This is a genomic window from Streptomyces sp. NPDC007264 (assembly GCF_042869095.1).
Lineage (GTDB): Bacteria > Actinomycetota > Actinomycetes > Streptomycetales > Streptomycetaceae > Streptomyces.
The window spans coordinates 127,754-152,297 of sequence record NZ_JBIAFD010000015.1 but is presented as its reverse complement, the minus strand read 5'-3'; the positions used below and the strand labels follow the sequence as shown (position 1 = coordinate 152,297).

At 73.0% G+C, this 24,544-nt stretch carries 18 protein-coding genes and 1 pseudogene; 8 read left to right on the top strand and 11 right to left on the bottom strand.

Translation table 11 applies throughout. The features are described from left to right. Positions 1 to 194 precede the first annotated feature (194 nt). Entirely contained in the window at positions 195 to 1,337 is a 1,143-nt protein-coding gene (locus tag ACFYMU_RS24760) for an aminoglycoside phosphotransferase family protein (RefSeq protein WP_388377032.1), read from the bottom strand. 236 nt (positions 1,338 to 1,573) lie between these two features. Here ACFYMU_RS24760 and ACFYMU_RS24755 point away from each other — a divergent pair, with 236 nt between their 5' ends. After that, positions 1,574 to 3,073: a hypothetical protein gene (locus ACFYMU_RS24755; RefSeq protein ID WP_388377029.1), complete on the top strand. Its 1,500-nt coding sequence runs from the start codon at positions 1,574 to 1,576 to the stop codon at positions 3,071 to 3,073. A 61-nt stretch (positions 3,074 to 3,134) separates the two neighbouring features. On the opposite strand, the gene ACFYMU_RS24750 is transcribed toward ACFYMU_RS24755, so the two are convergent. From ACFYMU_RS24750 to ACFYMU_RS24735, 4 genes are all read right to left on the bottom strand, one after another. Further along, positions 3,135 to 4,595, bottom strand: a complete 1,461-nt coding sequence (locus ACFYMU_RS24750) for a PP2C family protein-serine/threonine phosphatase (RefSeq protein WP_388377026.1) — start codon at positions 4,593 to 4,595, stop codon at positions 3,135 to 3,137. A 185-nt stretch (positions 4,596 to 4,780) separates the two neighbouring features. Continuing rightward, entirely contained in the window at positions 4,781 to 5,806 is a 1,026-nt protein-coding gene (locus ACFYMU_RS24745) for a Gfo/Idh/MocA family protein (RefSeq protein ID WP_388377024.1), read from the bottom strand. Between the two features lie 57 nt (positions 5,807 to 5,863). Further along, positions 5,864 to 6,961, bottom strand: coding sequence for a chemotaxis protein (locus ACFYMU_RS24740; protein WP_388377021.1), 1,098 nt, complete (start codon positions 6,959 to 6,961; stop codon positions 5,864 to 5,866). 117 nt (positions 6,962 to 7,078) lie between these two features. After that, on the bottom strand, positions 7,079 to 8,674 hold the full coding sequence (locus tag ACFYMU_RS24735) for a glutamate synthase-related protein (RefSeq protein ID WP_388377018.1): 1,596 nt from the start codon (positions 8,672 to 8,674) through the stop codon (positions 7,079 to 7,081). Positions 8,675 to 9,010: 336 nt separating this feature from the next. Between ACFYMU_RS24735 and asnB the strand changes: the two genes are divergently transcribed. Further along, complete coding sequence (asnB, locus tag ACFYMU_RS24730) at positions 9,011 to 10,852, top strand: asparagine synthase (glutamine-hydrolyzing) (RefSeq protein WP_388377015.1); 1,842 nt, start codon at positions 9,011 to 9,013, stop codon at positions 10,850 to 10,852. 33 nt (positions 10,853 to 10,885) lie between these two features. Here the strand turns inward: asnB and ACFYMU_RS24725 are convergent, their stop codons facing one another. Continuing rightward, positions 10,886 to 12,454 carry an alpha/beta hydrolase gene (locus ACFYMU_RS24725; RefSeq protein WP_388377013.1) on the bottom strand — a complete coding sequence of 523 codons (1,569 nt, stop codon included), beginning with the start codon at positions 12,452 to 12,454 and terminating at the stop codon, positions 10,886 to 10,888. A 296-nt stretch (positions 12,455 to 12,750) separates the two neighbouring features. Between ACFYMU_RS24725 and ACFYMU_RS24720 the strand changes: the two genes are divergently transcribed. The 3 genes from ACFYMU_RS24720 (at position 12,751) to ACFYMU_RS24710 (ending at position 15,379) form a co-directional block, all read left to right on the top strand. Beyond that, positions 12,751 to 13,395, top strand: coding sequence for a chaplin family protein (locus tag ACFYMU_RS24720; protein WP_388377010.1), 645 nt, complete (start codon positions 12,751 to 12,753; stop codon positions 13,393 to 13,395). A gap of 237 nt (positions 13,396 to 13,632) precedes the next feature. Continuing rightward, positions 13,633 to 14,487 (top strand): GNAT family N-acetyltransferase, encoded by an 855-nt coding sequence (locus ACFYMU_RS24715; protein ID WP_388377129.1) that lies wholly within the window; start codon positions 13,633 to 13,635, stop codon positions 14,485 to 14,487. A 118-nt stretch (positions 14,488 to 14,605) separates the two neighbouring features. Then, positions 14,606 to 15,379, top strand: coding sequence for a GNAT family N-acetyltransferase (locus tag ACFYMU_RS24710; protein WP_388377007.1), 774 nt, complete (start codon positions 14,606 to 14,608; stop codon positions 15,377 to 15,379). A gap of 479 nt (positions 15,380 to 15,858) precedes the next feature. Here the strand turns inward: ACFYMU_RS24710 and ACFYMU_RS24705 are convergent, their stop codons facing one another. Both ACFYMU_RS24705 and ACFYMU_RS24700 read right to left on the bottom strand, forming a co-directional pair. Continuing rightward, on the bottom strand, positions 15,859 to 16,680 hold the full coding sequence (locus ACFYMU_RS24705) for an alpha/beta fold hydrolase (protein ID WP_388377004.1): 822 nt from the start codon (positions 16,678 to 16,680) through the stop codon (positions 15,859 to 15,861). Between the two features lie 228 nt (positions 16,681 to 16,908). Then, positions 16,909 to 17,172 (bottom strand): GlsB/YeaQ/YmgE family stress response membrane protein, encoded by a 264-nt coding sequence (locus ACFYMU_RS24700; protein WP_388377001.1) that lies wholly within the window; start codon positions 17,170 to 17,172, stop codon positions 16,909 to 16,911. Between the two features lie 282 nt (positions 17,173 to 17,454). On the opposite strand from ACFYMU_RS24700, the gene ACFYMU_RS24695 reads away from it, so the two are divergent. Beyond that, positions 17,455 to 18,912: a hydrolase gene (locus tag ACFYMU_RS24695; RefSeq protein WP_388376998.1), complete on the top strand. Its 1,458-nt coding sequence runs from the start codon at positions 17,455 to 17,457 to the stop codon at positions 18,910 to 18,912. A 59-nt stretch (positions 18,913 to 18,971) separates the two neighbouring features. On the opposite strand, the gene ACFYMU_RS24690 is transcribed toward ACFYMU_RS24695, so the two are convergent. Beyond that, positions 18,972 to 20,171 (bottom strand): ROK family protein, encoded by a 1,200-nt coding sequence (locus ACFYMU_RS24690; protein WP_388376995.1) that lies wholly within the window; start codon positions 20,169 to 20,171, stop codon positions 18,972 to 18,974. A 185-nt stretch (positions 20,172 to 20,356) separates the two neighbouring features. On the opposite strand from ACFYMU_RS24690, the gene ACFYMU_RS24685 reads away from it, so the two are divergent. Continuing rightward, entirely contained in the window at positions 20,357 to 21,805 is a 1,449-nt protein-coding gene (locus tag ACFYMU_RS24685) for an APC family permease (protein WP_388376992.1), read from the top strand. Positions 21,806 to 21,937: 132 nt separating this feature from the next. On the opposite strand, the gene ACFYMU_RS24680 is transcribed toward ACFYMU_RS24685, so the two are convergent. Further along, positions 21,938 to 23,161, bottom strand: coding sequence for a phosphotransferase family protein (locus tag ACFYMU_RS24680; RefSeq protein WP_388376989.1), 1,224 nt, complete (start codon positions 23,159 to 23,161; stop codon positions 21,938 to 21,940). A gap of 201 nt (positions 23,162 to 23,362) precedes the next feature. On the opposite strand from ACFYMU_RS24680, the pseudogene ACFYMU_RS24675 reads away from it, so the two are divergent. Continuing rightward, positions 23,363 to 23,842, top strand: a pseudogene (locus tag ACFYMU_RS24675) (SRPBCC family protein); the annotation flags it as partial. A 115-nt stretch (positions 23,843 to 23,957) separates the two neighbouring features. Here the strand turns inward: ACFYMU_RS24675 and ACFYMU_RS24670 are convergent. Further along, positions 23,958 to 24,395, bottom strand: coding sequence for an SPW repeat protein (locus tag ACFYMU_RS24670; RefSeq protein ID WP_388376986.1), 438 nt, complete (start codon positions 24,393 to 24,395; stop codon positions 23,958 to 23,960). Positions 24,396 to 24,544 lie beyond the last annotated feature (149 nt).

Genomic DNA, 24,544 nt, shown 5'->3' with positions numbered 1-24,544 from the left:
CGGGAAACGGCGATTTCCCATGTCAGCGGGGGTTACGAGGAGTTTCGTCGCGGCGGTGACGCGGCCTGCGGGGCGTCAGTGGTGTCGACCAATGACCGGAACAGGGGCCTCCCCACCAGGGGGTGGAGCACCCCGGTACGACAAGGGCCCGCGGCACCTCGCTGTCACGAGCGCACCGCGGGCCGCAGCCCCCTTCACCGCGTGCCGACCGCCGCCCGAACGGCCCGCCGGGCCAGCTGACAGTCGTCGTGCAGTCGCCTCAGCAGCAGTCGCTGCTCTTCGCCGGACGCCGCGGCGCCGGGGTGGGCCGCTCCCGGTGCCGCCGGGGCCGGGTCCTGCAGGGAGCGCTGCACTGCCGTCTCGTACGCGCGGATCTCGCGGGTGAGGACGAGCATCAGGTTCACCAGGAAGGCGTCGCGCGACGCCGGCCCGGCCGACTGCGCGATCTGGCTGATCTGACGCCGGGCCGTGGGCGCGTCGCCGAGGACCGCCCACAGGGTGGCCAGGTCGTACCCGGGCAGGTACCAGCCCGCGTGCTCCCAGTCCACCAGGACCGGACCCGCCGGTGAGAGCAGGATGTTCGACAACAGTGCGTCACCGTGGCAGAACTGGCCCATGCCCTGGCGGCCCGCCGCCTGCGCGATGCCGTGCAGCAGCTTCTGCAGGTCGCCCATGTCCCGGTCCGTGAGGAGCCCCAGGTCATGGAAGCGTGCGATCCGCTCCGCGTAGTCCAGCGGGGCGTCGAACGTCCCCGCCGGGGGACGCCACGCGTTCAGCCGGCAGACCGCGCCCAGCGCCGCCCGGATGTCCGCGCGCGGTGGCGCCTCCACCGGATGCCGCTGCAGCGCCGCCACCCGTCCCGGCATCCGCTCGATCACCAGCGTGCCGTTGTCCGGGTCCGCGGCGATCAGCCGGGGCACCCGTACCGGCGGCCGGTGCCGGACGAACGACCGGTATGCCGCTATTTCCTGACGGATGCACTCGGACCGGTTGGGGGAGTGGTCCAGTAAGCACTTGGCGACGGCAGTGCTGCGCCCCGTCGTGCCGACGATGAGCACGGAGCGCCCGCTTCGGCGCAGCACCTGCACCGGCGTGAACTCCGGGCAGATGCGGTGCACCGAGGCGATCGCCGTGCGCAGCTGTGCGCCCTGAGCGCCGGACAGATCGATTCTCCCGCTGAGCGGTTGGGCGGTACCGATCCCCGGACCGCGCCGGTTCCTCCCGGCGTCCAGTACGGCGGACGGCGGTCGCGTGGGGTCGAGACAGGGGCCGCCGGCACCCGGGCGGGGGCGTAGCGGCCGGGGCGGGGCGGACACGGAGGACGATGCTGTGTACATGGGTGAGACAGATCCCTTCGTGTGCCTGCGAGTTCCCGTGCCACCCGCCCCGGCCGCCGCCGCTGCACCCTGGGGAATGCGCGGTGGCGGCGACCGGGTCGGGGTGGCGCGTTCCTACCCGACACCCCATGCCCGGTGGCACACCATCTGGCGCACCCTGGCGAACCCTGGCGAATAGTCCCGCAGCAACTGACCGAGGGTTACTGTCAACTCAGCCGAGAACCTGGGGGCTTGATGTGAGTGGACAACCCAACACCCGCCTGGCGGACCTGTTCGGCCTGGCCGGCTGGTCCAAGGGCGAACTCGCGAGGCTGGTCAACCGGAAGGCGGCGGCCATGGGCCACCCCCAACTGGCGACCGACACCTCGCGGGTGCGGCGTTGGATCGACATGGGAGAGATCCCGCGCGATCCGGTGCCGCGGGTGCTGGCGGCGCTGTTCACCGAGCGACTCGGCCGTGTCGTGACCATCGAGGACCTCGGTCTGGTCCGGCACGGGCGCGCGGGGAGACGGCGTGACGAGGGGAATGAGAAGCACCCCGACGGAGTGCCGTGGGCGCCCGAGCGGACAGCTGCGGTCCTCACCGAATTCACGGGAATGGACCTCATGCTCAACCGACGCGGCTTGGTGGGCGCGGGCGCCGCGCTCGCCGCAGGATCCGCACTCAGCAGCGCCATGCACGACTGGCTGCACACCGATCCGGCCCTCGCGGCCGACGCCCCCCGCCTCGACGATCCCCTGCACGCCGACCCCGCCGGGTTCGACCGCTATGAGGCCGCCCCCATCGGGTCGCAGGAGATCGAGGAACTGGAGCGCTCGGTCGAGGTGTTCCGGGCCTGGGACGCGGCCCGCGGCGGCGGGCTGCAGCGCAAGGCTGTCGTGGGACAGCTCAACGAAGTGGGAGGAATGCTCGCCTATCGGCACCCCGACCATCTGCAACGGCGGTTGTGGGGTGTCGCCGCCAACCTCGCCGTCCTCGCCGGCTGGATGTCGCACGACGTCGGCCTGGAGCCCACGGCGCAGAAGTACTTCGTCATCGCCGCCCACGCCGCCCGGGAGGGGGGCGACCGACCCCGTGCCGGGGAGGCGCTGTCGCGGGCCGCCCGTCAGATGGTGCACCTCGGCCGGCCCGACGACGCACTCGATCTGATGCAGCTCGCCAAGTCCGGCTCCGGCGACCAGGTCCTGCCGCGGACCCAGGCGATGCTCTGCACCATCGAGGCGTGGGCGCAGGCGTCGATGGGCAAGGGGCAGGCCATGCGGCGCACCCTCGGCGAGGCGGAGGACCTCTTCGTCTCCGACAAGTCGCACGTGCCGCCGCCGAGTTGGATGCAGATGTTCGACGAGGCGGATCTGCACGGCATGCAGGCCCTGGCCTACCGGACCCTCGCCGACCACGAGCCGGACGCGGCCGTCATCGCGCAGCGGCACGCCAAGGAGGCGCTGGAGCTGCGAGGGGCGGGCCGGGACCGGTCGAAGATCTTCGACCACATCTCCCTCGCGTCCGCGTGCTTCATCGCCGACGATCCGGAACAGGCCGACCGCTATGCGCGCCTGGCCCTGACGTCGATGGGGGCGAACTCCTCCCACCGCACCTGGGACCGGCTGCGCGAGATGTACCGGCTGACCGCGCAGTACGCCGGCTTCCCGAAGATCCAGGACCTGCGCGAGGAGATCAAACTGGCGCTTCCCAAAGGCCCGGCGAAACCCAGGGGGGGCAACACCGCCCAGACGTGAGGGAATGCGCGCGGTCGTCCGAACCCTTCGGAGGACGAGGCTCGCCGGCGGACGACGCTCGTCAGGAGACGACCCTGACGACGAGTACGCAGGCACCCTCCTGGCGCTCGCTCGCGCCGAACTCCTCCACGACGGTCCGCACGCAATGCTGGGCCGAGCGGGTCGCGCCGAGGCGCGGAGCCAGCTCGAGCAGCCGCCGGACGACCGCCGTGCCGCCGCGCCGCGGGAGGAGCCCAGCGGTGTGGAGGAGCAGCAGGTCGCCTTCCTCGAGGGTCTCTTCGGCCTGGCCGTAGGTGGCGTGCGGGGTGGCTCCGAGCGGCATGCCGTCCGGTCGCGCCAGCACGCGTCCCGTCCCGTCGCGGAACAGCAGCGGGGCGGGGTGTCCTGCCTGCGCCCAGCTGAGGGTGCGTGTGCCGGGGCGGTAGCGGCAGCAGAGGGCCGTGCCCCGGTACGGCTGGACCGGGGCAGCCGCGCCCGGGTACGGCTGGACCGAGGCGTCGGACAACCGGTTCAGCCACCCCATCAGCCGGCCCGGCTCCGTGCCCGCTACGGCCATGCCGCGCAGGGCACCGATGGCCGTCGCCGCGCCGGACGCCACGGCGGGCCCGTGGCCGACGAGGTCGCCGATGCCGAGCAGTATGTCCCCGTCGGGCAGTTCGAGGGTGTCGTACCAGTCGCCGCCGCTCGGTGCGCTCGTGGTCGCGGGCAGCCGGCGGGCGGCCGGATCCAGTGCCCCGGGGCCCCTTCGCGGGAGCCGCAGGGGACCGGGCCGCGGCGGCGGCGCGGCCTCCTGCGGCTCGACCGCGAGCCGGTGCCCGGACCGCGCGTGGTGCCGGTGGTCCCGCAGCGAGTCACGGGTCTCGCGCACGGTCCGCCGGCAGCGGCGCAGCTCGCTGACGTCCCGCAGCACGGCCCACATCGAGGCGGTGCTGCCGTCGGCGTCGAGCACGGGCTCGCCCATCATGTGCACGATGCGCACGTCGTCGTCGGGGCGCAGGACGCGGAACTCCCCGTCGATGGGCTTGCCCTCGATCAGGCAGTCCGTGACCATGGCCGCCAGCAGCGGCCGGTCCTCGTCGTGGACGAGCGAGGGCAGCTCGTCGAGGGTGAGCGCGGGGGCCGAGGGCGGGCGGCCGAGGATCTGGTACAGCTCCGTGGACCAGGTCGCCTCGTCGGTCAGCAGGTTCCACTCCGCACTGCCGACCCGGCTGAGCAGCGAGCCGGTCGGAGGTGCGGGCGAGAGGGCCGGGTCCGCGCCGGTGCGGGCGGACGGGACGGCCGCGGGCGGCGGCCCGTCGCGGAGCTGGGCCAAGTGCTCGTCCAGATCGTCGAGCTGATGCAGTGCCAGCTCGCACAGCGCGCGCTGCCACCGGCTCTCCGCGTCCACGCCGTCCTCGGGTGCCTCCCGGCGCACGGCGTCGACGTCGCCGCGCAGCCGCCGGGTCTGCGAGATGAGCGCGTCGACCGTACCGCGCTGGGGCGGTTGGGCGGCGGGGCGGTCCGCAGAGAGAGGGGGCGGCATGACGCACTCCGATGCGGGGACGGTTCGACCATGGCTGACGGAAGGACCATGACGACTGTTGCACAGCCTGCGACGCTCTGTAAGGGATTTGGCAACACACGATACGGTGATGCTTCTGGCATATGTCACGGGCTTTGAGGGGGTATGCCCGGAGGAGGTGCTCCGGATCCCGGGCGGAGGAGAGGTCAGTCGCCACGGCTCCCGTACAGGGGCGGGCGCGGAGCGAGGTCGACGCTCTCCCGCCGACCGCTCTCCTGGGCCCGGACCCCCGCGCGGGCGACGGCGGAGGCGGCGTACCCGTCCCAGACGGTGGGCCCGCAGACCCGGCCCCGCCGGGTCGCGTCGACCCATGCCTGCACCTCGCGGTCGTAGGCGTCCGCGAACCGTACGAGGTAGTCCTGGGCAACCTCCTCGCAGGCACCGCCCGCGGTCGTGACGACCATCGCGCGCTCGTCCCCGATCCCCGCGCTGCCGTGCTCGCAGACCGCCTCGCACCGCACCTGGTAGCCGAAGCCGGAGTTGACGAAGATCTCCACGTCGACGAGGGCGCCACCCGACGTCTCGAACAGCACGAGCTGCGGATCGAGCAGGCCGTCCGGGGCGTTCGAGGACGGCCGGGGCCGCAGCACGGTCACCGCGGTGAGCTCCTGCCCCAGCAGCCAGCGCGCGGCGTCGATCTCGTGCGAGACGGAGCTGTCGATGAGCATGGCGGTGGTGAACTCGGGCGGCGACGACACGTTGCGGTGCGTGCAGTGCAGCATCAGCGGGCGCCCCAGCCGACCGCCGTCCAGCAGGGACTTCAGGCGCATGTACGCTGCGTCGTACCGCCGCATGAACCCCACCTGAGCGAGCCGGCGGCCGAGCCGCGCCTCGGCCTCCACCACCCGCAGCGCCCCGGCCGGGTCGGGCACCAGTGGCTTCTCGCACAGCACCGGCAGTCCCCGCGCGAAGGCCTCGAGCAGCGCCTCCTCGTGCGCGGGGTCGGGCGAGGCGATCAGCACGGCCTGGACGCCGGGTGCGTCCATCCCGGCAGCCGCCTCGGTGTGCACCAGCACGCCGTCGATGCCGGCGGCCGCCTCCTCGGCGCGGTCCGTGTCGGGATCCACCACCGACACCACCCGGGCCCCGCTCACCGCACGGTCCAAGCGGCGTATGTGGTCGGCCCCCATGTGCCCCGCGCCCAGTACCGCAACGCCCAGCAGGTCACCCACGTCCGGCCTCCCTCTCCGCGCCTTCCCTGCGCAGGGTAGACCGCGGAGGCGGCGGCCTCAGTAGCGGAGCACCCCGGCGATGCCCTGGGCGTCGTCGAGGGCGCCGTCCGGGACGAAGCGGACCTCGGCGCCCGTGTCCAGACAGCGCTCGACGATCTCGTCCACGATGTCCTCGCGGGCGTCGGGCTCGCCGCCCTCGGCCGGCACCAGGTGGTCGCCGCCGTCGTTGCGGACCGTGACGCGGTAGTTCTCCTCGACCGCGAGAAGCCGGATGCGGCCGTCGGAGGCGTTCTGCCAGACCTCGTCGACACCGGCCGCGAACGCCTTGCGGCCGCGTGCCGCCACGAGCTCTCGGCTCACGGTGTCGGCGTCCTTGCGCTGTTCGGCGGCGATCACCGGCTGGACGGCCTGCCAGACGGCCGTGTGCGGGCCGTGGGCGAGACCGCCGTGCGGCACCTGGACCGCCTCCTTGGCGACCCCGCCGAACTCGTCGAGGAGGGACAGTGCCGCCTGTTCGCCGGTGATGTACAGCCGGCGCGGGTGCTCGCGCAGGACCGCGCTCATGGCGGCGTCGGCCTCGCGCAGGAAGTGGCGGGTCCCCTCGTCGCGGAAGGTGCTCGGCATGTCGCCGATCTGCGACCGGCGCTCGGGGTCGAAGTTCTCGCGGTTCCTGGCCAGGGGGAAACCGCCGGTGCGGTCCTCGGTGACGCGGCCGTTGCCGCCGCTCCACAGCGTGACGCGGTCGGCGGAGACCGCCAGGACCCAGAACGGCCGCTCGGCGGCCTGCGCGGAGACCAGGTTGCGGGTCAGGAAGGTGTCCGACAGCACCACACGCTCCGGCACGGTGCGGGCAAGCGACCACACCTGGTGCTCGCCCGGAGCGGCGAAGATCACCAGGCCGTCCTCGGTGTGCGCCAGATCGACCTCCCTGAGGGCCTGGTCGAGCTGCTGGGCGACGTCGGCGCGCCGCTCCCGGGAGATCGCGGGATCGGCGTCCAGCCGCTTCTTGGCCTCGGCCACCGCATTGCGCAGCCGGACCGGATCCTGGGCGTTGGCGGGCTCGCGGCGGTGTGTCGGCGTCAGCACGGACACCGCGGGGTAGGGGCGGGGGCGCCGCAGCTCGGCTAGCGTCGTGGGACTCAGGTCGTGCTCCATACGAGCACGATAGGTCCGATTCACGGATGGGGCATTTGGGGCAAATCGATCTGATGTTCGAGACGGTGGGGGTCGCTGCCCGGCGCCAACCGCCGCGCCGGGCGGCCACCGGGGCCGTCACCGCCGCCGGTGGGCGCCTTCGAAGGCGTCCGGGTCCGCCGCCGCCCAGTCCGCGGCCCACGAGGGCGGCGGCCCGGCCAGCAGCACGCCCGGCGCCAGCCACTCGTACAGATCGGCGTACGAGCGTACGGTCGCCGCATCCGTGCGGCGCATCAGCAGGGCCGGCGTGAGGTCCGCCGGATCCCGTACGCCCATGGCCGCCATGATCTGCGTCGCATCGCGCACGGCGTCCCGCTGGAAGCGGTGCACGCGCGCGGACTTGTCGGCGACGACGAGCCCCCTCACCCGCCCGGGATCCTGCGTCGCGACACCCGTCGGGCAGGTGTTGGTGTGGCAGCGCCGGGCCCGGACACAGCCCAGCGCACCCATCATCGCGCGCGCCGCGTTCGTGTAGTCCGCGCCCTGCGCCAGCCGCCTGACGACGTCCCAGCCCGTCGCCACCCCGCCGCTCGCGCCGATCCGCACCCGCCCCCGTAGCCCGCAGCCGACCAGCGCGTTGTGCACGGTGATCAGTCCCTCGGTGAGAGGCATGCCGAGGCGACCGGTGGACTCCACGGGGGCGGCACCGGTCCCGCCCCCGGCGCCGTCGACGACCACGAAGTCCGGCGCGACGCCCTCGGCCACCATCGCCTTGCACACCGCGAGGAACTCCCGGCGCGAGCCCACGCAGAGCTTGATGCCGGTCGGCTTGCCGCCCGCCAGCCGGTGCATCCGGGCGACGAAGCGCACCAGTTCGCGCGGCGTCGAGTACACCCGGTGGTGCGGCGGCGACACCACGGCCCGGCCCACCGGCACCCCCCGCACCTCGGCGATCTCGCGGTTCACCTTGGCGCCCGGCAGTACCCCGCCCCGGCCGGGCGCCGCCCCCTGCGAGATCTTCAGCACCACGCATCTGACCTCGGGCAGCGCCGCCCGGTCGGCGAACTGGCGCGCGTCGAAGCCCCCGTCGGGGGTACGGCAGCCGAAGTATCCCGTGCCGATCTCCCAGATCAGATCGCCCCCGCCGCGCAGATGGTGGTCCGAGAGGCCGCCCTCGCCCGTGTCGTGCGCGAAACCGCCCAGCGCGGCAGCCCGGTTGAGGGCGAGGACGGCGCGGGGTGACAGTGCCCCGAAGCTCATCGCGGAGACGTTGAGCAGCGCCATGTCGTACGGCTGCGCGCAGTCGGGCCCGCCCACCCGGACCCTGGGCGGATCGTCGGGCGCCGTGACCGGACGCAGCGACGGCACCAGGAACTCGCGCCCGTCGGCGGCGACGTCCCCCTCGGTGCCGGACGGCTCCCCGGCCCGGCCGGCCGCGCGCCCTCCGGCCCGTCGAGGGACGATGCCCGGCGCCACGGGCCCGGACGGGCGTCCGCCCCCGCCTCGGCCGACGGGCGGGTTCCCGGTCCACGGGAGCGGTGCCGCCGGGGACCGCACCCGCCCGACCAGCGGATGGTTCCGCAGCACCGCGTCGCGGGTCTGCAGCAGATCCCGCACCCCCAGGCAGGCCAGCGCCGTCAGCGGCCCCGCCGCGGCCCACCACAGGGGCGACAGGGCGTACGACAGGACCAGTGCCCCGGCCGCGCCGAGGGTGACGACCAGCAACCCGAGCATCCGGCGCACATCACGAGTCAAACGCATCGCACCGGAACCGGCGAAAGCTGGTGAGCCGGACAGGCGGCCGAGACATTGGGGAACTCTTTGCCCATGGCCGAGATCCGGCGGTTGCCGCCGGGGGCGGGGCCCGCCGGCGGGTCCGTGGCACGTAAAGCCCGGCCGAAACGCGGGGGCGCCGGGGCCGGTCCGGTTACGGACACGTTGACCGCCGGCGGCGTGTGGCACACGCTCGAGATATAGCTGCCTGATACAACCGGTTGCACCGGGCGCGCTCGGACCTGGGAAACCGCAGGTGACGGGAGTGCTCGGGGAACCGGACGCGGGAGGTAACGCATGTGCGGCATCACCGGCTGGGTCTCCTACGACCGTGATCTGCGGACCGAGGCCACGACATTGGATGCAATGACCGAGGCCATGTCCTGTCGGGGACCCGACGCCCGCGGCTCCTGGACCGAGGGCCCCGCCACCCTCGGGCACCGCAGGCTCGCGATCATCGACCTGCCCGGCGGGCGCCAGCCGATGACCGCCACGACACCGGACGGCACCGTCGCGCTCGTCTACTCGGGGGAGACCTACAACTTCACGGAGCTGCGCCGCGAACTCACCGGCCGGGGCCACCGCTTCGCGACCGACTCCGACACCGAGGTCGTCCTGCGCGCCTACCTGGAGTGGGGCGAGGCGCTCGCCGAGCGGCTGAACGGCATGTACGCCTTCGCCGTCTGGGACGGCCGCCACGACAGGCTGGTGATGGTGCGGGACCGCATGGGCATCAAGCCCCTGTTCTACCACCCGACCCCCGACGGCGTGCTGTTCGGCTCCGAACCGAAGGCCATCCTGGCCAACCCGCTGGTACCCGCCCGGATCCGCCTCGACGGCCTGCGGGAACTGTTCTCGATGATCAAGACGCCGGGACACGGTGTGTGGGACGGCATGCACGAGGTCGAGCCGGGGACCGTCGTCACCGTCGACCGGCAGGGCGCCCGCCGGAGGGTCTACTGGCAGCTGGAGACGCGGCCGCACACCGACGACCGCGACACCTCCGTCGCCACGGTCCGTTCGCTCCTCGAGGACATCGTGCGCCGCCAGTTGGTCGCCGACGTGCCACGCTGCACCCTGCTGTCGGGCGGTCTCGACTCCTCCGCGATGACCGCCCTGGCCGCGCGCCAACTGGCCGAGGACGGCGAGAGGGTGCGCAGTTTCGCGGTGGACTTCGTCGGGCAGGCCGACAACTTCGTCGCCGACGAACTGCGCGGCACGCCCGACGCGCCGTTCGTGCACGACGTGGCCCGTGCCTGCGGCACCGAGCACCAGGACATCGTCCTCGACGCGCACGCCCTCGCCGACCCCGGGGTGCGCGCCCAGGTGATCCGCGCCCGCGACCTGCCCATGGGCTTCGGCGACATGGACGCCTCGCTCTATCTGCTGTTCCGGACGATCCGCGAGCACTCCACGGTCGCGCTGTCGGGTGAGTCCGCGGACGAGGTGTTCGGCGGCTACCTCCAGTTCTTCGACGAGGAGGCCCGCCGCGCCGACACCTTCCCCTGGCTCGTCCGGTTCGGCCGGCACTTCGGCGACGACGCCGACGTCCTGCGCCCCGAACTCGACAAGGCGCTGGACCTGGAGGGATACGTCGCCGACGGCTACCGCACCGCCGCGGCCGGGATCCAGCGCCCGGACGGCGAGAGCGACTTCGAGTACCGCATGCGGCGCGTCTGCCACCTCCACCTGACCCGGTTCGTACGGATCCTGCTCGACCGCAAGGACCGGGCGAGCATGGCGGTCGGACTCGAGGTGCGGGTCCCGTTCTGCGACCACCGGCTCGTCGAGTACGTCTACAACACCCCCTGGTCGCTGAAGTCGTTCGACGGCAGGGAGAAGAGCCTGCTCAGGGAGGCGACCGCGGATCTGATCCCGCGGTCCGTGTACGACCGGGTCAAGAGCCCCTACCCGTCGACCCAGGACCCCCGGTACGGGGTCGCCCTCCAGGAGCACGCCCGGGCTCTCCTCGCCCGCCCCACCCACCCGGTCTTCGACCTTGTCGACCGCGAACGGGTGCGCCGGGCGGCCCACCGGGACACCCCGCAGATCACGCAGGCGTCGCGTCGCGGCCTGGAGCGGACCCTGGACCTGGCGCTGTGGCTCGATCTGTACAGGCCCGAGGTGCTGCTCACCTGACCTCCGGCGACGGCCCGGACCGTACGTCCCGCCTCAGCCCGAGCGGTCCGGGCCGCACGAACTGCCGTGGGGCGGCAGGGAACCGTCCAGGAGGAAGGAGTCGACCTTCTTGTGGACGCACGGGGAGGTCGTGTACCCGGTGTGTCCCTCGCCCCGGTTGTCGAGCACCACTGCCGACGGCCCGAGGCGTCTGGCGGTCTCCAGGGTCCAGCGGTAGGGGGTCGCCGGGTCCCCGCGCGTGCCGACGAGCAGCATCTTGGCGGTGCGGACGTTCTTCACCTTCTCCCGGATGAAGCTCGTGCCTCTGGGGCGCCCGTAGCACATCAGCACCTGACCCAGCCGGAGCCGCCCGAAGACCGGGGACGCCTGCTCGTACCGGCTGCGCAGCCGGGCGATGTCCCGGGTGATCCGCTCCGCACTCGGCCGGTCCGGGTCGTCCGCGCAGTTGATCGCCATCAGCGCGGCCGCCAGGTTGTCGGCGGGCACGTCCTCGGGGTCGGCGAGCCCCCCGTTCCCCCGGCGCGGCACGGGAGCGGCCAGGCCGACGCCGAAGAAGCGCACCATCCAGCTGGGGTCGGCCTGCTGCACCAGCAGGGACAGCGACTGCTCCAGCAGCGGCCACAGCTGCCTGCTGAACAGGGCCCGTGACAGCGCGCCGGCCAGTTCCTGTCCCGTGAACGGCAGCCCCAGGACCGTCGGCAGCGGGGTCCGGTCCAGCAATGCGACGAGCCGGACGACCTGCTGCCGGGCCGAGCGGGCATCCTGCCCGAACGGGCAGGACACGTCCTTGGCGCACCAGGCGAGGAAGTCCTGCAGCGCGGTCTGCTGGCCCGCGGCGATCGCCAGCCCCTGCTGGGTCAGGGGCTCGGTGAGCGTGTCCACCCCGTCGAGCACGAACCGGCCCACCTTCCGGGGGAACTGCGTCGCGTACACCGCGCCCAGGCGCGTGCCGTAGGAGAAACCGAGATAGTCCAGCTTCTTCTCGCCGAGGGCCTCGCGCATCACGTCCATGTCGCGGGAGGCGTCGATCGTCCCCATGTGCCGCAGCACCGGTCCGGAGTGCCCGGCGCACCGGGCGGCCACCTTCCGTGCCCGCTCCAGGGCGGCCCGGGTGTCCTCCCCGCCGGTCGGGCCGCCGGTCGCGTTCCCGCCCTCGTCCGCGCCTGTCCCGCAGCTGACCGGTGAGGACCGGCCGACCCCGCGCGGGTCGAAGGCCACCACGTCGTGGGTGTTGGCCAGACTCATGAAGTTTTTGCCGTTCGAGGCCAGTTGGGAGACGCCGGCGACGCCGGGTCCGCCGAAGTCCAGCAGCACCGAACCGCGGGACGTGCCGGTCGCGCGGTAGCGCGCCATCGCCACGTCCAGCGTCCCGGACGCGGGCCTGGCGTAGTCGAGGGGGACCGTCACCTTGCCGCACTGGAGGTCCTTGGGCATGCCCTCGCCCTTGCAGGCCGACCAGGTGATCTTCTGGCGGTAGAACCGGGACAGACCGTGCTGGTCCCCGGCCGCGGCCATCGAGGGCAGCGCGGCCCCCAGCAGGGCGAGCACCGCGGTCGTGGCCGCCGCAGTGGTGCCCGCACGGCGTCTGCGGACGGACAGCATGGCGCCTCCGGAGCCGCCCCGGGGACGGATCCGGCGACGGCCCTCCGATCACGATAGGCGGGCTCGCCCGGGAGCGCCTCCGGGCGGGCGGGAGGAGCGGACGTGCCCTGCCCCGGCGCGCCGCCGCACGGCGACGCGCGGGACAGGGCCCCGTCCGTGGGACGGCTTTTCCGTCAGTTCGACAACCGGGCCACTCGATGGGGTGAAAGGCAGATAAGCCATAACTCGGATGGTTCGTCTGCGTTTTATCCGGTGCGGGCGAGTGCTCGCAACCATGTCTGGAAGGCAGGGAACCTATGAAACGGGTTACCCGGAATGGCTTGATCGCCGCGGCCGCCGCCTCGGGGGCGCTGGCCGTGGCACTGCCGGCCCACGCGGACTCCGCGGCGGACGGCACCACGGCCGGCTCGCCCGGGCTGATCTCCGGCGACACCATTCAGCTCCCGGTGCACGTCCCGGTCGACGTGTGCGGCAACACGGTGAACGTGCTGGGGGTCCTCAACCCGGCGGCGGGCAACACCTGCGCGAACCGCGACGCCCACCGGGGCGGCCCGCGGCACACCGGCGTACGAGGGGGCGGCGCCGCGGCGGAGCAGCGTGCGGAGGGCTCCGCGGGCGTGCTCTCCGGGGACGGCGTCCAACTGCCGGTCCACCTCCCGGTGAACGTCAGCGGCAACACGGTGGGCGTGGTCGGCGTCGGCAACGCGGCCGTCGGCAACAGCTCGACGAACACCTCGGGGCACCGGCCCCGGCACGCCGCCCCGCGGCCCGCAGCGCCGGTGCGCCCCGCCGCGCCGCCGCGCCTGCGCTCCGTACCGCCGCAGGTCTCGCTCGCGCACACGGGCGCGGACGCCACGGTGCCCGCACTCGCGGGCAGCGCGGCCCTGCTGCTGGGCGGGACGGTCCTCTACCGGCGCTTCCGGGCGGGTGCGGCGCGCTGAGCCGGACCGGACGGGCAGGGGCCCCGCCGGGCAAGCGGCCGGCGGGGCCCTCGGCCCTGCCGGTCACCGGTCCCTCCGGGGCGACCCCTCTCGGGTCGACGCCCCTGCGCCGGGCCGCGGACGGCCGGCCGCGGACGGCTGGACACCCCGTGGCGCGCGATCGGGAGATCGGGAAGGATGCTGCCGGTGCGTCCGATCACGCCCCATCCTCTGCCCCCGACGGAACGGAGCTCCATGATGACCCCTGCGGGTCCCGAAGATCTCGTCGTCACCCGGGCCACCCTCGACGACTGGCCGGTGATCAGCGGCTGGGCGGCGGACGAGGGCTGGAACCCGGGGCTGTCCGACGGCCCCGCCTTCTTCGCCCAGGACCCCGAGGGCTTCTTCATCGGCCGGCTCGCCGGGGAGCCGGTCTCGGCGGTCTCCGTCGTCAACTACGGCGCCGACTACGCCTTCCTGGGCTGCTATCTCGTACGACCGGACCTGCGCGGCCGCGGTCTCGGACTGGCCACCTGGAACAGGGGCCTCACCCATGCCGACGGCCGCACGATCGGTCTCGACGGTGTCGTCGCCCAGCAGGACAACTACCGCAAGTCCGGCTTCGAACTCGCCCACCGGACCGTACGGTTCACCGGAACCGCCCCCGCCGCCGGGGAAGCGCCAGGAGTGCGCGCCGCCGAGAAGGCCGACTTCGAGGACATCGCGGCGTACGACACCGCCTGCTGGCCCGCCGACCGGCCCCGGTTCCTGGAGCACTGGCTCACCGCTCCCGGCCACCGCCCCTTCGTGCGGTTCCGGGCCGGGCGCCTGACCGGCTACGCGGTGATCCGTCCGGCCCACGACTGCCTGCGCATCGGCCCCCTGTTCGCCGACACCGCCGAGGACGCCGAGGCACTGTTCGCCGGGCTGGCCGCCGAAGCGGCCGGCCGGGAGATCGCCATCGACGTCCCGGAGCCGAATGAGGCCGCCGTCTCCCTGGCCCGAGGCGCCGGACTCGCCCCCTCCTTCGAGACGGCCCGCATGTACACGGGTCCCGTCAGGCCCTTCGCCGGTGAGCGCGTCCATGGGGTGACCACCCTGGAACTCGGCTAGCCGGACGTAGCCGGACGGCGACCGCCCCGGCCCGGCGCGGTCCGCGCGACCCCGCCCGCGGGCCGGGAGGCTGGGAGTACTACCGTGCCCGCACAGGCCCCGATGCTGGAGTGAGCCCATGGACCACGCCGCCGTACTGGCGCTGTACGACCGGGACATGCGGGAGGGCGCGCGTCCCGACGGACCCGGTGCCCGTGTCGAGCGTCACCACGGAGTGGTGCGCCAGGTGGGCTCGCCCCACGGATGGAGCGGGGTCGTCTGGTCGGACCTCGACGAGACCACCGCGGACACGGCGATCGCCGAGCAGGTCCGCTACTTCGCGGGCCTCGGCCTCGAGTTCGAGTGGAAGCTGTACGGGCACGACCTGCCGGTGGACCTGGGGAAGCGACTGCGGGCGGCGGGGTTCACGCCCGAGCCCGAGGAGACGCTGATGGTCGCCGAGGTCGCCGATCTGCCCCTGGAGTCCGACGTCCCCGACGGCGTACGCCTCCTGCCGGTCACCGACCCGGCGGGCGTCGATCTGGTGGCGGACGTCCACGAGAAGGCGTTCGGCACGGACGGCACGCGGCTGCGCCACCAACTGCTCGCCCAACTCGCGGGCGACCGGGAGGACGTGGTCGCGATCGTGGCCCTCGCGGGCGACGAACCGGTGAGTGCGGCCCGGCTGGAGCTCGTGCCCGGCACCCGCTTCGCGGGGCTGTGGGGCGGCGGCACGGTCCCGGGCTGGCGCGGCCGCGGCGTCTACCGGGCCCTGGTCGCCCATCGCGCCAGGGTCGCCGCCGACCGCGGCTACCGCTATGTCCAGGTCGACGCGACCGGCCAGAGCCGGCCGATCCTCGCCCGACTCGGCTTCGAACCGCTGACCACGACGACGCCGTACGTCTGTCCCTAGTGCTGTGGCCGGGAAGGTTTGCCGGAAGCTCGCGGCGTCCGGTGCCGGGGGCACCTCCCGCACCCTTCGGGCTGCGGGGGAGCATCGCAAGGCGGAGTGTCGCCCGCGTACTGGATGTACGCGGGTGATGCGACAACGCGGCGGTGGGGGCCCCTCCCGCGCGAGCGCAGCCGAGCGTGGGGGAGCCGTGCCGGGCGTCGCGAGCCGGTGAACCTTCCGGCCACAGCACTAGCCCTGTCGTCACCTTCGCGTCGTCCGCCCGAAGGGCGGGCGGTGCGGCGTCGTGGGGGTTCCCCCCGCTCGAGCGGAGCCGAGAGTGGGGGAGCGTGCTCGCCACTGCTCGCCCGCCGCGGAATCACCTTCCGGCGCAGCAGGGTCCGGAAGGAGCCCACCGACCCCGGCCGGGACGCCGAACTCGACCGCACCGAGCACGTCCTGGAACAACGGCAAACTGGTGAACCGTCACCCCGGTCACAGCACTAACGGGCGAGGAACGGACCCAGCACCGCGGCGAGTTCGGTGGGCGCGTCCAGTGCGATGAGGTGGGCAGCAGTGGCGAACTCGACCAGAGTGGCGTCGGGGATCGCAGCGGCGTACCGACGGCCGATGTCCTGGAAGTCGGCGACGTCGAGCCTGCCGATGCCCACCAGTGTGGGGACGGAGACGGCGGCGACGTCACCGGTTGCGGCGCCCTGGGAGTGCATCCCCACGACGGCCTGGTTCACCAGCGATGTCCGTAGCGGCTCTCGGAGTCGGTCGGCCAGTCCCGCGGCAACGTCATCCCACCTGCGACCAGGACCGCGCAGCCACATGTCCAGGTTCACACGGACAGCGGCGTCCAGGTCGCCCGCGGCCAGGGCCGCAGTCTCCGCGTCATCGTAGGCGACCATGTCCGCAGACCAGTGGTATCCCGGCCAGGGCGGGGCGAGCAGCGCCAGGGAGTGCACCCGGCCCGGGTGGGCGAGAGCGAAGTCCACGGCCACGCGGCCGCCCCAGGACGCGCCCACAAGGCGGACACGCTCGTGGCCGAGGTGGTCCAGGAGACGGCGCAGGTCGTCGGTCTCACTGAACGGTCCGGTCGGGGGAAGGGACTCACCGAAGCCACGCAAGTCGTACCGGACGACTGTGTGCCGTTCCGCGAGGGCGGGCACGACCGCGTCCCACATGCGGTGGTCGGCGATGCCGGCGTGCACGAGGACGACGGGCGGTCCGTCGCCGACGACGACGTAGGAGAGGTGGCCGAGATCGTCGGCGAGTAGGCGCATCCGCAGATGCTTGCAGGAAGACAGCGTGCGTGCCACCCGATAAGGGAAGGCCCCGCTCTGGCTGCGCGCCCTTGGTCATCCGGCTCTGCCGGTGATCAGAGTGACAGTCCCTCGTCCGGGGTGAACCCTCGCGGTCACCGCACCGGCGCGTCGGCCACGCCGGGCCGGGCCCGGGGGCCGGTGGCGGCGTCGGCGGGACTCCCGGTACGCCGACGCCGCCGGCCCCTTCCCCGCGTGGCGGTCCGGTGGGCGGGCGGCGCGCCGTCAGTGGCGCGCCCGCGCCCGGTCCAGCGCCGCGACGCCCAGCGCCGCCAGGCCGATCTGGATGAGCCACTCGATCCAGTCGACGCCCTTGGTGTGGGCCACGCCGAACGCGGCGGCGATGCCCGATCCGATGAGTGCCGCCACGATGCCGACCAGGATCGTCCACAGGAGGCCGATCCGCTGGCGCCCGGGGACGACGAGCCGCCCGAGGATGCCGATGACGAGTCCGATGACGATGGCGCCGATGATGCTCGAGATCTCCATCTCCGCCCCTCTTGTGTGAAGTTCCCGTAGTACTCCATCTGCCCGCTGCGGGCGGCAACAGTCCATTCCGCCTCATCTCGGGGCGGGTTCCGGGCCGCTCCACGGTCCGCCGGAGCGGTGCCCTCCTGTTCAGTCCCTGTTCTGCCATGTACCGTTCAACAATCCGTCGCATGGGCGGCGTATGAAGGGACCTCTACGCGCGCAGACTTCCCTGAAGGTTCTACGCGCGCAGACCCCGCACGTCGCACCCCTCTCTCCCCAACCCGTATGGAGGTCCGCCGGATGCCCGGACTCATCAGGTCCCGCCGCAGACTCACCACGGCGCTCGCCGTGTTCGGCCTGCTCACCGCAGGCGCCGCCGTCCAGGCGACCGCCGCCGCCACCCCGGCCCACGCGGCCACCCCGCACCGCGTCCTGTTCGACAACGCGCACGCGGAGACGGCCGGCAACGCCGACTGGATCATCTCCACCAGCCAGCCGGACCCCCTCGGCCAGAACTCCTCACCGTCCGCCGAGACGGACTGGACGGGAGCACTCTCGTCCTGGGGCGTCGGCCTGCAGAAGACGGGCAACTACAGCCTCAAGACGCTGCCCTCGGGTTCCAGCCTCGCCTACGGCGGCTCGTCCTCGACCGACCTGTCGAACTTCGACACCCTGGTCCTGCCCGAACCCAACACCCTGTTCACCACGGCCGAGAAGACCGCCATCATGACGTTCGTCAAGAACGGCGGCGGCCTGTTCATGATCTCCGACCACACCGGCGCCGACCGTAACAACGACGGCTACGACGCGGTCGAGATCTTCAACGACCTGATGACGAACAACAGCGTCGACTCCACCGACCCGTTCGGCTTCTCCGTCGACTCGCTCAGCATCAGCTCCGACCACCCGTCGGCGATCAGCGACAGCACCGACCCCGTGCTGCACGGCTCCTTCGGCACCGTCACCAAGAGCCTCATCGCCAGCGGCACCACCGCGACCCTGAAGCCCGCCGACAACTCCTCCGTCAAGGGCCTGCTCTACCGGACCGGTTACTCCGGCACCACGGGCGCCTTCTTCGCCACCAGCACCTTCGGCAGCGGCCGCGTCGCCTTCTGGGGCGACAGCTCGCCCGTCGACGACGGCACCGGTCAGTCGGGCAACACGCTGTACGACGGCTGGAACGACTCCAGTGCCACCAACGCGGCCCTGGCCCTCAACGCCACCGAGTGGCTGTCCGGGGCGAGCGGCAGCAGCGGGGGCGGGGGCGGGGGCGGCGGCTCCACCTGCACCGCCGCCCAGCTCCTGGGCAACAACGGCTTCGAGTCCGGCGCCACCACCTGGAGCGGCACCAGCGGCATCATCACCAACGCCGGCGGGGAGTCACCCCACAGCGGCTCGTACTACGCCTGGCTGAACGGCTACGGCTCCGCGAACACGGACACGCTCTCCCAGTCGGTGAGCATCCCCTCCGGCTGCACCACCGCCACGTTCAGCTTCTACCTGCACGTCGACACGGCCGAGACCACCACGAGTACGGCGTACGACACCCTCAAGGTCCAGGTGCTGGGCAGCTCGGGGACCGTCCTGAGCACCCTGGCGACGTACTCCAACCTCAACGCCGCCGGCGGTTACACCCAGCGCAGCTTCAACCTGGCCGGCTACGCCGGGCAGACGGTGACCCTCAAGTTCACCGGCACCGAGGGTTCCAAGCTGCAGACGTCGTTCGTCGTCGACGACACGGCGCTCACCGTGAGCTGAGCCGGGTGACGCGTGCGGCGGCCCGGCTTCCGGGCCGGCCCGCCGCACGCGCGGCTCTCTCAGGAGGCCGATCGGCGTTCGAAGACCACGTCCCGCGCCGTCCCCAGCGCCGTCGCCAGCGCCCCCAGCAGCACCGCGTCCTCGCCCAGCCCGCTCGGTGCGATCCTCGGTCGCAGCGGGGTCAGCGCGCGCAGCGTCTCCCGCACGGGCCGCAGCAGCAGGTCGACGCTGTGGCCCACCCCTCCGCCGAGCACGACGAGGTCGGGGTCGAGCACGGCCGCCGCGGCGGCCACGGTGTGCGCGATCCGCTCGCCCTCCAGCCGCACCGCCCGCACCGCGGCGGGATGCCCCTGCCGGGCCGCGTCGAACACCGCCTTCGCGGTGAGCTGCCCGGTCATGCCGAACGCCCGCGCCGACTCGACGACGGCCAGGCCCGACACCGCGTCCTCCAGCGTCCGCGGCTTCTGCCGCCCCGGCCACGGCAGGAACCCGATCTCGCCGGCCCCGCCGTGCGCCCCGGTGAACAGCCGTCCCTCGCTGACGACGCCCATGCCGAGCCCGGTCCCGATCAGGATGTACGCGAACAGGCGGCTGCCCGCTCCGACGCCGTACGTGTACTCGCCGAGGGCGGCCAGGTTGGCGTCGTTGTGCACCTCCAGCGGGACGCCCAGTTCCTCGCGCATCCGGTCGAAGAGCCCGGCCCGGCCCCAGCCCGGCAGGTGCATCGCGTACCGCACCCGGCGGCGCTCCTCGTCGTACACACCCGGCGTCCCCACCACCGCGTGGGCCACCTCGTCGTGCCCGAGGCCCGAGGCGGTGACCACCTGCCGGGCGGTGGAGACGACCAGGTCGGCCATCGCCCCCGAGGTGCGCGCCCGGTTGCGCACGTCCGCCCGGGAGACCACCTCGCCGTCGAGGTTGGCGACCGCGACCCGCAGCCAGCTCCGGCCGATGTCGATGCCGAGGGCGTGCCCGGCCGCCGGATCCGGCGCGTACAGGACCGCCATCCGGCCGCGCCCGGGCGTGTGCGTGCCCACCTCGTGCACCAGTCCGGCCTTCTCCAGAGCCGCCAGAGCGCTGGAGACCGTCGGCTTCGACAGGCCCGTCTCCCGGGCCAGCTGGGCGCGCGAGGCCGCGCCGGCGGCACGCAGCCGGTCCAGGAGCAGCCGCTCGTTGGTGCTGCGCAGCCGCCTGCGGTTCCAGGGCTGTTCGGGCTGCTCGGAGGCGTCGCTGGCGGGCACCACCCCATTCTCACGCATGCACGCCACCCCCTTGACGCGTCTAGTAAGGCTCCTTAACTATATCGCCCAGTCAGCCTCGCCGGGCGAGCCGGGGGGAGCCCGGCACCGGCCGGATGCCCGCCGCACTTGACCCGCCGGCCGCCGTCGCACGACGTCGGCCCGCACTCCCCAGCCCTCTCCCCGCGTCCCCTTCAGGAGGCCCCATGTCCGGCAGCCCGCCACCCGGCGGTGGATTCGCCCGCAGTGTCGGCCTGTTCCAGGCCACAGCCATCAACATGAGCCAGATGTGCGGCATCGGGCCGTTCGTCACCATCCCGCTGATGGTCGCCGCGTTCGGCGGTCCGCAGGCGGTCATCGGCTTCGTGGCGGGCGCGCTGCTGGCGCTCGCCGACGGGCTCGTGTGGGCCGAACTCGGCGCGGCGATGCCCGGCTCGGGCGGCAGTTACGTCTATCTGCGCCAGGCGTTCCAGTACCGCACCGGGCGGCTGATGCCGTTCCTGTTCGTGTGGACGGCGATGCTCTTCATCCCGCTGATCATGTCCACCGGTGTGGTGGGCTTCGTCCAGTACCTGGGCTATCTGGCCCCGCACCTCGGGCAGACCGCCGGTGATCTCGTCGGGCTCGGCGTCATCGCGCTGGTGATCGCGCTGCTGTGGCGGGGCATCGAGAACATCGCCCGCATCACGGCGGTGATGTGGGCGGTGATGATCACCTCGGTGCTGCTGGTGATCATCGCGGCCGCCTCCGACTTCAGCGCGCACCTGGCCTTCACGTACCCGGCGCACGCCTTCCAGGTGACCGGCGGTCACTTCTGGCTCGGCTTCGCGGCGGGCCTGACCATCGGCATCTACGACTACCTGGGCTACAACACCACGGCGTACATGGGCGCGGAGATCAAGGACCCGGGCCGGACGCTGCCGCGCTCGATCGTCTTCTCCATCCTCGGCATCATGGTGATCTACCTGCTGCTGCAGATCGGCACGCTCGGCGTCATCGACTGGCACCGCATGACCGACCCCGGCGACATCGCCTCCACGTCGGTGGCCTCGGCGGTGCTGGAGAAGACCTGGGGCAAGGGCGCGGCGGACACGGTGACGGTCCTGATCCTGATCACGGCCTTCGCCTCGGTCTTCACGGGCCTGCTGGGCGGTTCCCGGGTACCGTACGACGCGGCCCGCGACCGCGTCTTCTTCCGCCCGTACGGAAAACTGCACCCCAGGCACCGCTTTCCCACGCTGGGCCTGGCCACCATGGGCGTGATCACCGCGGTCGGCTTCCTGATCGGCCGCCACACCGACCTGGCCACCCTGATCCAGCTGCTGACCACGGTGATGGTGCTCGTCCAGGCGCTGGCGCAGATCGCGGCCCTGACGGTCCTGCGCAAGCGGCAGCCCGGTCTGCACCGCCCGTACCGGATGTGGCTGTACCCGGTGCCGAGCGCCGTGGCCCTCGTCGGCTGGCTGGTCATCTACGGCTACGCGGACAAGAACTCGCCGGGGCGCCACCCCATCGAGTGGTCCCTGGGCTGGCTGGCGCTCGGCTGCGTGGCGTTCGCCGTCTGGGCCCGGCTGGAGAAGGTCTGGCCGTTCGGCCCGAAGGAGATCACGGAGGAGTACCTCACGACTCCCGCGGCGGAACCGGCCGGAGCGTGAGCATCGGGCGGTGACGGGGCGGGCCGGGCGGGCCCGCCGGGGTGGCCGGCCGCCGCTGCGCGCCGGCCACCCGCGGCAGCCGTCCCGCGTGGCAGCCGTCCCGCGTGGCAGCCGTCCCGCGCGGGACCCGGCTCACGCGGGGTCGAGGCCCGCGAGGAACGGGCTCGGACGCCGTACGCACCGCAGCGCGCGGCGGATCTCCGTCGCCGGGTCGCCCTCGTGGTACGGCCGCTCCGACGGTTCGATGCCGTCGAGGAACTCCTGGTAGCGGACGGCGTACATCAGCGGGGCGAGCGGTTCGGCGAGCGTCAGGGCGCGGCCCGGGTCGCTGCCGGGTGCCTGCGCCCGCCAGGCGTCGGCCCAGGCGCGGGCCGCCGTGGACCGCACCGGCTCCGGGAGGAAGTCGTGGGCCCGCAGACCGTCCACGACGGGACTGCCCCAGTGCGCGTCCGCGAAGTCCATGACGACCGGACGGCCGCCGTCACTGCGCCAGTTGCCCGGGTGGAAGTCGCCGTGGACCACCGTGTCGGGCAGACCGCACTCGGCCAGTTGCCGCCAGCGGTCCGTCAATCCCCGTACGGCGGCGAGCTCCTGTGCGGTCAGCCCGGTCGCGGCCGGACCGTCGAGGAGGGCGTCGACCTGGGCCGCGAGCACCGGCGCACGCCGGTCCCGCAGACCGGCGGGACGGTCCGGCGCGAGGGCGGCCTGCGCGGCGACGAACCGCTCCATGGCCGCCGCCACCGTCTCGGGAGAAGCCTCCCAGCAGTCCTCGCCGGGCACATGCTCCATGAGCAACCGCCGCTCGCCGCGGCCGACGACGGTCGGCACCAGCCCGGGATCCACGCGCGCGAACGCGGCGGCGACGTCCGCCTCGTCGGCGGCGAAACGCGGCGTCGCCTTGAGCCAGACGGTTCCCCGCGCGGTGGGCAGCCGGAACAGCCCCGCCAGGTTCCAGCTCCGCCGCTGGCGGACACGACCGGTGAGCGGGCGCCCGGCCGCCCCCAGTGTGCGGGCGGCCCAGTCGAGGAGTTCCCGCACGCCGTCGGCACGAGCCCATGGCGCGCGCAGCTCATGAGGTGCCGTCAGCAGGCCCGGATCGCACGCCGCTTCGGTGAGAGGTCGGCCGACGGGGGGTTCGAGCGCCTCGACGTGGTACGTCACATGGCCGTCACGTCCGCCTTCGCCCCCGTCCACGGTCAGCAGCCGCAGTACCCACACCGGCACCCCGAGCAGGGCCTCCAGCCGCTCGGCGACCGGCTCGACCTCCGACCACCACGGAACGTCCACGGGGAACGGCCCCACGGCACCCAGGACGTCCTCACCCGAAGTCACCCACGCACTGACGGTTCTGCTCACCCGCCCCAGTGTCCGGACGGCGGCCGAGCCGGGCGAACGGTTTTCCCGCAGCCCGCAGCCCCACATACCCGCGGACCCGCTCGCCCCGGGCGCAGCGGGCCTTCCTTGACCTGCGGGAAGCCACCTGCATAACGTCGAGTGTGCGATCAGCGAGCGACCCCGGGTCCGGGAGGGACCAGGTCTTCAAGGCGCTGGCCGACGCGACGCGCAGAGGAAGCCATGACCGACAGGCCCACGTTTGTGTACGTCATCTACATCGAGAGCACGCCGGAGGCCGTCTGGGAGGCGCTCACCGACCCCGATCTCACCGCCAGTTACTGGGGACATGGCAACGTCTCCGACTGGCGGCCCGGCTCCCGCTGGGAACACGTCCGCACGGACGGCTCCGGCATCGCCGACGTGGTCGGCACCGTCATGGAGAGCGAGCGGCCCACCCGCCTCGTCACCACCTGGAGTGCGCCCGAGAACGAGGGCCGGGAGGACAAGCGCTCCAAGGTCACCTTCGACATCCGGCCGCACGCCGACATCGTCAGGCTCACCGTCACCCATGAGGACCTCGCGAACGAGGCCGAGCGCGCCGACGCGGCCCGCGGCTGGGCGGCGGTGCTGTCCAACCTGAAGTCGCTCATCGAGACAGGGACCCCGCTGCCGCAGGAGCCGTGGCTGGTGCCGAACCGCTGACGCGCGCGGCGGCACCGCGGGTTGCCCGGGAGGCGGCCGCATCCGCGCCGGGGCCGGTCCGCGCGGTGCGGACCGGCCCCGGCGCCTTCCCTTCGTGCTCGGTGTCCCGGGGCGGTCAGGTGCGCGTGCTCCTCGCCGCCGCGCCCGCGCAGATCACGCCCAGCACCACGGCCAGCGCCCCGATGACGATGTTGCTCACCACGACTCCGGCGTCCGGGCTGGTGCCCACGATCCAGGGTGCGATGATCATCCACGCGCCCATCGCGCACATGGCCCAGCTCAGGCCGTACATCCTCTCGGGCGTGATGGTGAACCCGAGGGCCAGCAGGACGAACGCGATCCCCATGATGAGGTTGTGTGTCACGAGCGCCGGCTGGCTCGTCGTGTAGTGGAGGATCCACGGGGATGCGGCGCAGTACAGACCGACCAGGAAGACCGGTCCGTCCACGAGCGCCACATCGCGGCCACCGAGCATGCGGGTGTAGCGGGCCCGCATTTCGTGTACGTCGGGATGGGTGGTGATGTCACCCCGTGTGTGCGAGACATCGGACATGAGACTCGTCTCCTTCGGTGACTCCGCAGGCCGGCCGCGTCCGGTGTGGTATGCGGTGAGGCGCTGCGTATCTCCATCTTGCCCTTATTCACCCTTTATGTGTAGAGGTCGTGGCGGAGAGGGTGCCGTGCGGCGAAGGCGCCCGCCCT

Bases quoted from the DNA above. Each gene is read 5' to 3' on its own strand.
- ACFYMU_RS24760 (WP_388377032.1), bottom strand. From the start codon at position 1,337: ATGTACACAGCATCGTCCTCCGTGTCCGCCCCGCCCCGGCCGCTACGC.
- ACFYMU_RS24750 (WP_388377026.1), bottom strand. From the start codon at position 4,595: ATGCCGCCCCCTCTCTCTGCGGACCGCCCCGCCGCCCAACCGCCCCAG.
- ACFYMU_RS24740 (WP_388377021.1), bottom strand. From the start codon at position 6,961: ATGGAGCACGACCTGAGTCCCACGACGCTAGCCGAGCTGCGGCGCCCC.
- ACFYMU_RS24735 (WP_388377018.1), bottom strand. From the start codon at position 8,674: ATGCTCGGGTTGCTGGTCGTCACCCTCGGCGCGGCCGGGGCACTGGTC.
- asnB (WP_388377015.1), top strand. From the start codon at position 9,011: ATGTGCGGCATCACCGGCTGGGTCTCCTACGACCGTGATCTGCGGACC.
- ACFYMU_RS24725 (WP_388377013.1), bottom strand. From the start codon at position 12,454: ATGCTGTCCGTCCGCAGACGCCGTGCGGGCACCACTGCGGCGGCCACG.
- ACFYMU_RS24720 (WP_388377010.1), top strand. From the start codon at position 12,751: ATGAAACGGGTTACCCGGAATGGCTTGATCGCCGCGGCCGCCGCCTCG.
- ACFYMU_RS24715 (WP_388377129.1), top strand. From the start codon at position 13,633: ATGACCCCTGCGGGTCCCGAAGATCTCGTCGTCACCCGGGCCACCCTC.
- ACFYMU_RS24710 (WP_388377007.1), top strand. From the start codon at position 14,606: ATGGACCACGCCGCCGTACTGGCGCTGTACGACCGGGACATGCGGGAG.
- ACFYMU_RS24700 (WP_388377001.1), bottom strand. From the start codon at position 17,172: ATGGAGATCTCGAGCATCATCGGCGCCATCGTCATCGGACTCGTCATC.
- ACFYMU_RS24695 (WP_388376998.1), top strand. From the start codon at position 17,455: ATGCCCGGACTCATCAGGTCCCGCCGCAGACTCACCACGGCGCTCGCC.
- ACFYMU_RS24690 (WP_388376995.1), bottom strand. From the start codon at position 20,171: ATGCGTGAGAATGGGGTGGTGCCCGCCAGCGACGCCTCCGAGCAGCCC.
- ACFYMU_RS24685 (WP_388376992.1), top strand. From the start codon at position 20,357: ATGTCCGGCAGCCCGCCACCCGGCGGTGGATTCGCCCGCAGTGTCGGC.
- ACFYMU_RS24670 (WP_388376986.1), bottom strand. From the start codon at position 24,395: ATGTCCGATGTCTCGCACACACGGGGTGACATCACCACCCATCCCGAC.